Here is a 4,082-nt window from a genome sequence, read left to right on the forward strand (position 1 = left end):
TAAGTTCGAATGACGGTTGGATTGATCCTATTGAATATAGATATAAGGTGTATTTGATTTTTTTCTTTGTATTCGCATTATCTATAATAAGTTATATGCTTATTAATTTATTAGAACAAAAGAAAAAAATGTATCTACTTTCTTATATTGACCCTCTTACTGGTCTCTACAATAGACGAGCTTTTGATGAAAATGCAAATAACTTATTTAAAGACTCTATATTATATTTTTCTGATCTTAATGGATTTAAAAGCATCAATGATTCTTATGGGCATGAAGTCGGCGATCTTTTACTTGTTGAAGTATCCAAAAGAATGTCATTACTGATAAAGGACAAAGGATGTGCTTTTCGCTTAGGTGGTGATGAATTTGCCATATTTATAAAAAAAAAAGAAGTAGAGGATATTTCTTTTTTTAAAGATAAAATATTACGATCGATCTGTGAACCTATGATAATCAATGGGTTGAGTGTAATTATAGGTATTAGTATTGGTTATAGTATTTTTCCTTATGATGGCGAAAATAAGGATGAATTAATACGAATCGCCGACGAAAGAATGTATGAAATGAAATTTAAAGAAAAATAATAATTATCACATTGGTTAGGGTGTTAATGCTATGAGTATAGAAATTGAAAATATAGTTCCTGTTTATGTTATTGGTGACTCCAAATTGATATATGGAAGCGGTATTGATGTTATTCATATTGAAAATATAGAAGAATTGTTTGTTCACAAACCGGCTATTTGTGTTTTGTCATTACCAGTAGAAGAGCAAGACAAAGCGTTAGAATATTTACACTCGAAATTACTAATATGGAATTGGTATGTATACGTTTTAGATACCAGTTCATTAAGTGATTCTTTATCCGATGGTCTTTGGATACCGACAAATGTTATCGAGCAATGGAAATTACATCAAGCTAAGTTATCTCTTATAAAAGAAGAACCTATAGATAAATTATTAGCTTGGCTTTGGTTAGGTAATAATCGACGCCTAACGCCTTTTTGCGATAGTCGTAGACAAGAATTATATTATTATCCTTTAGTCAGTTGTTATGCGGGAGATGAGAATAATTCGAATAATTATCTTCAACTAGAGACGAAAAGAGGGTATTTAAATAAAGAATTAACGATCGATAGAATTCGATTATGTCCTACATGTCATAGTGGTCATCAAAATTATATTGAAACGTGCCCTTCATGCAAAAGCGTTGATATTGAAGAGGTCGTTTCATTACATTGTTTCACTTGTGGGCATGTAGGAAAACAAGATCAATTCACGCATCGTGGCAAATTAGAGTGTCCTACGTGCCTAACGCAATTACGCCATATTGGTGTCGACTATGACCGCCCACTAGAAAATTACAAATGCTTAGATTGTGACCACACATTCTCTGAATCTATCGCTAGAGTACGGTGTTTATCTTGTTCTGATAGTAATGAAATTGATGATCTGATAACTCGTCATATCAGTACATTTAAAGCGGGTGAACAAGTTAAAAATTTAATGATGTACGGTCATCACTCTCTTAACCAAGAGTTATCTCTGAATGGATTAATCGATGGCGATTCATTCCATAACTTATTAGTGTGGATAAATAAATTAGCGATTAGGCATAAACATACTCATATTTTATTAGGCATCAAATTATCTGGGATTGAGCTGTATTCAAATAAATTTGGTGAAATTAAGTTATTACAATTGATTAACCAAATATCTAATGACCTAAATGATATTTTACGAGATACGGATATTTGCTGCCAATATCGCTCAGACATGATTTTGTTATTGATGCCAATGACTCCTATTGATTCTTTATCTGTTTTACAGAAAAAAGTGGAGATGATTGCAAATAAAATAGAATCTGAATTAGTTATTCTAAATGTACATATCTGGCCTTTACCTGATATGTCATTGAATAATGAGGCTTCTTTATGGCTAATTGATAAACTCGGTGTCATTGAGTAATGAGTGAATTTGAATACGTTTTCCGTTCTATTTTTGGGATGCTTAGCCATAATTTGGAGTTGTTTTTTGTCTTTTTTCCAATGATGATCATGATTGAATTGCCGTTATTTATTTTGGTTGCTTCTGGTGTCTTTCGTTGGTCATGGAGTGCAGATAACAGTGAACCAACAGCCTTTCCCTCAATAAGTTTTATCATTACTTGTTATGGTGAAGGTGATGCGATTAGGCAAACGATTGATACGCTAGTTGAGCAAATATACCCCAACAATATTGAAATATTAGTTGTGGTTGATGGGGCAAAACAGAATCAAGACACTTACCAAGCCGCTTTAGAGGGAGAGCATAGACATCATTCTCATAAAATGAGGTTGGTAAGGGTTGTGCCAAAATGGCAAAGAGGCGGACGGGTTTCTACCTTAAATGCGGGTTTATCTGAAGCTAAAAACGAATTAGTTATTAACGTTGATGGCGATACTTCGTTTGATAATGATATGGCATGGAAAATGGCCAAGCAATTTTCAGATCCAAATGTACTCGCATCTGGTGGGGCACTCCGTGTACGCAACTGGGATGCTAATTTTTTGACTCGAATGCAATCTCTTGAATACATGATGTCAATGCAAACTGGAAAAACGGGAATGAGTAATTGGGGCGTATTAAATAACATCTCAGGTGCTTTTGGGGCATTTCGAATTAATGTAATTAAGCAAGTGGGAGGCTGGGATACTCACACCGCTGAAGATCTTGATTTGACCATGCGCTTAAAACAATACAAAGGGCGTCACCCAAACAGTCGATTAGCATTTACGCCTCATGCTGTTGGACATACCGATGCTCCTGATACATTGAAAATATTAATAATGCAGCGTTTGCGTTGGGATGGAGATCTACTTTTTTTATTTTTGAGAAAGCATAAACAAGGATTAAACCCAAGATTATTAGGTTGGGGTAATTTTATTTATACGTTAGTGTATGGGATATTACAAAATGTAGTATTACCGTTATTAATGATTATCTTTAGCCTATATATGGTGATCACTTATCCCATGAGCGTCGTATTATCAATGTTAATGTGTATATATCTGGTTTATATAACATTCATTTTTTTTACTTTTATGATTTATATTGGTTTAGTCTCAGAGCGAACTAAAGACGATATTAAGTTGGCTATTTGGTTACCAATATATCCGTTGTATGCATTATTTATGAGAATGATTACTGCATTTTCAATGATTAATGAGATAACGAGAAGAAGTCATGAAGAGTCAAGTATGGCCCCATGGTGGGTTCTTAAACGTGGAAAACGGTTTTAGACATTATGAAAGTTCAATTTCACTTAGAAAAAAATAAACAACCAACAACGGATAATGGGATGAAGGTATTATATGGTAATGCAAAAAGAAGTGGTTATCGTATACGTTGGTATGCCATTTTAGCATTGGTATTAAGTCCAATATTGGCGATGTTATATTACTTTTTTCAACAATATGTATTAACTATTGCACCTGGTATCATCACGACAGAACCTGTGATATTAACTGCATCTCAAGATGCAGTCGTTGAATCCATTAATATAAAAGAAGGTGATGAGGTTTCAAGTAATCAATTTTTAATGGAGTTAAAAGATTCTGCTTTAGATAATGACATCATTTTTTTAAGACATGAATTGAAAAAAATAAATGTTAATAACAAAATTAAAAAATATAACTTAACATCTTATACTCTAGCAATAGATAATGCTAAGTCTAGTTTTGTTAATATAAATAGAATAAAAATTAATTATGATAAATATATAAAAGAAGGAAAAGTATCTCAGGTTGATTACGCTGCTATTCTTGGGATGTATAGTAATGCTCAGAATTTAGTAACAAATGCTAATATAATGTATACGAAAGCTAAAATTGATGATAATCAAAGGGATATTGCAGGTGCCATCGCTGGAGTAATTCGAAATTTAAATAAAGAATTAGTGACTAAATTAAGTCAATATGATTCTCTTTTTATACGTTCACCTTACATTGGTAATATTGTTGAAATTAATGCAGTCATAGGGCAAAGAGTTAAAGAGGGGGATTATTTAGCAACAGTTTCATCAAAAGTCCCACCATTTG

4 protein-coding genes are annotated in these 4,082 nt (G+C 32.8%); all 4 read left to right on the forward strand.

Annotated features, from left to right (window positions below; genetic code table 11):
* Positions 1-587 (forward strand): GGDEF domain-containing protein (locus AACV33_RS00105; protein WP_182700640.1); only part of this gene is annotated, 587 nt, incomplete at its 5' end.
* Between the two features lie 31 nt (positions 588-618).
* On the forward strand, positions 619-1,971 hold the full coding sequence (locus AACV33_RS00110) for a TackOD1 domain-containing metal-binding protein (RefSeq protein ID WP_182700641.1): 1,353 nt from the start codon (positions 619-621) through the stop codon (positions 1,969-1,971).
* Positions 1,971-3,284, forward strand: a complete 1,314-nt coding sequence (locus AACV33_RS00115) for a glycosyltransferase family 2 protein (protein ID WP_182700642.1) — start codon at positions 1,971-1,973, stop codon at positions 3,282-3,284. The genes AACV33_RS00110 and AACV33_RS00115 overlap by 1 nt, the downstream gene beginning before the upstream one ends.
* 5 nt (positions 3,285-3,289) lie before the next feature.
* Positions 3,290-4,082: biotin/lipoyl-binding protein (locus AACV33_RS00120; RefSeq protein ID WP_182700643.1), on the forward strand; the 793-nt coding region annotated here is incomplete at its 3' end.

The sequence above is a fragment of the Aliivibrio sp. SR45-2 genome, from assembly GCF_963890165.1.
GTDB classification, from domain to species: Bacteria; Pseudomonadota; Gammaproteobacteria; order Enterobacterales; family Vibrionaceae; genus Aliivibrio; species Aliivibrio salmonicida.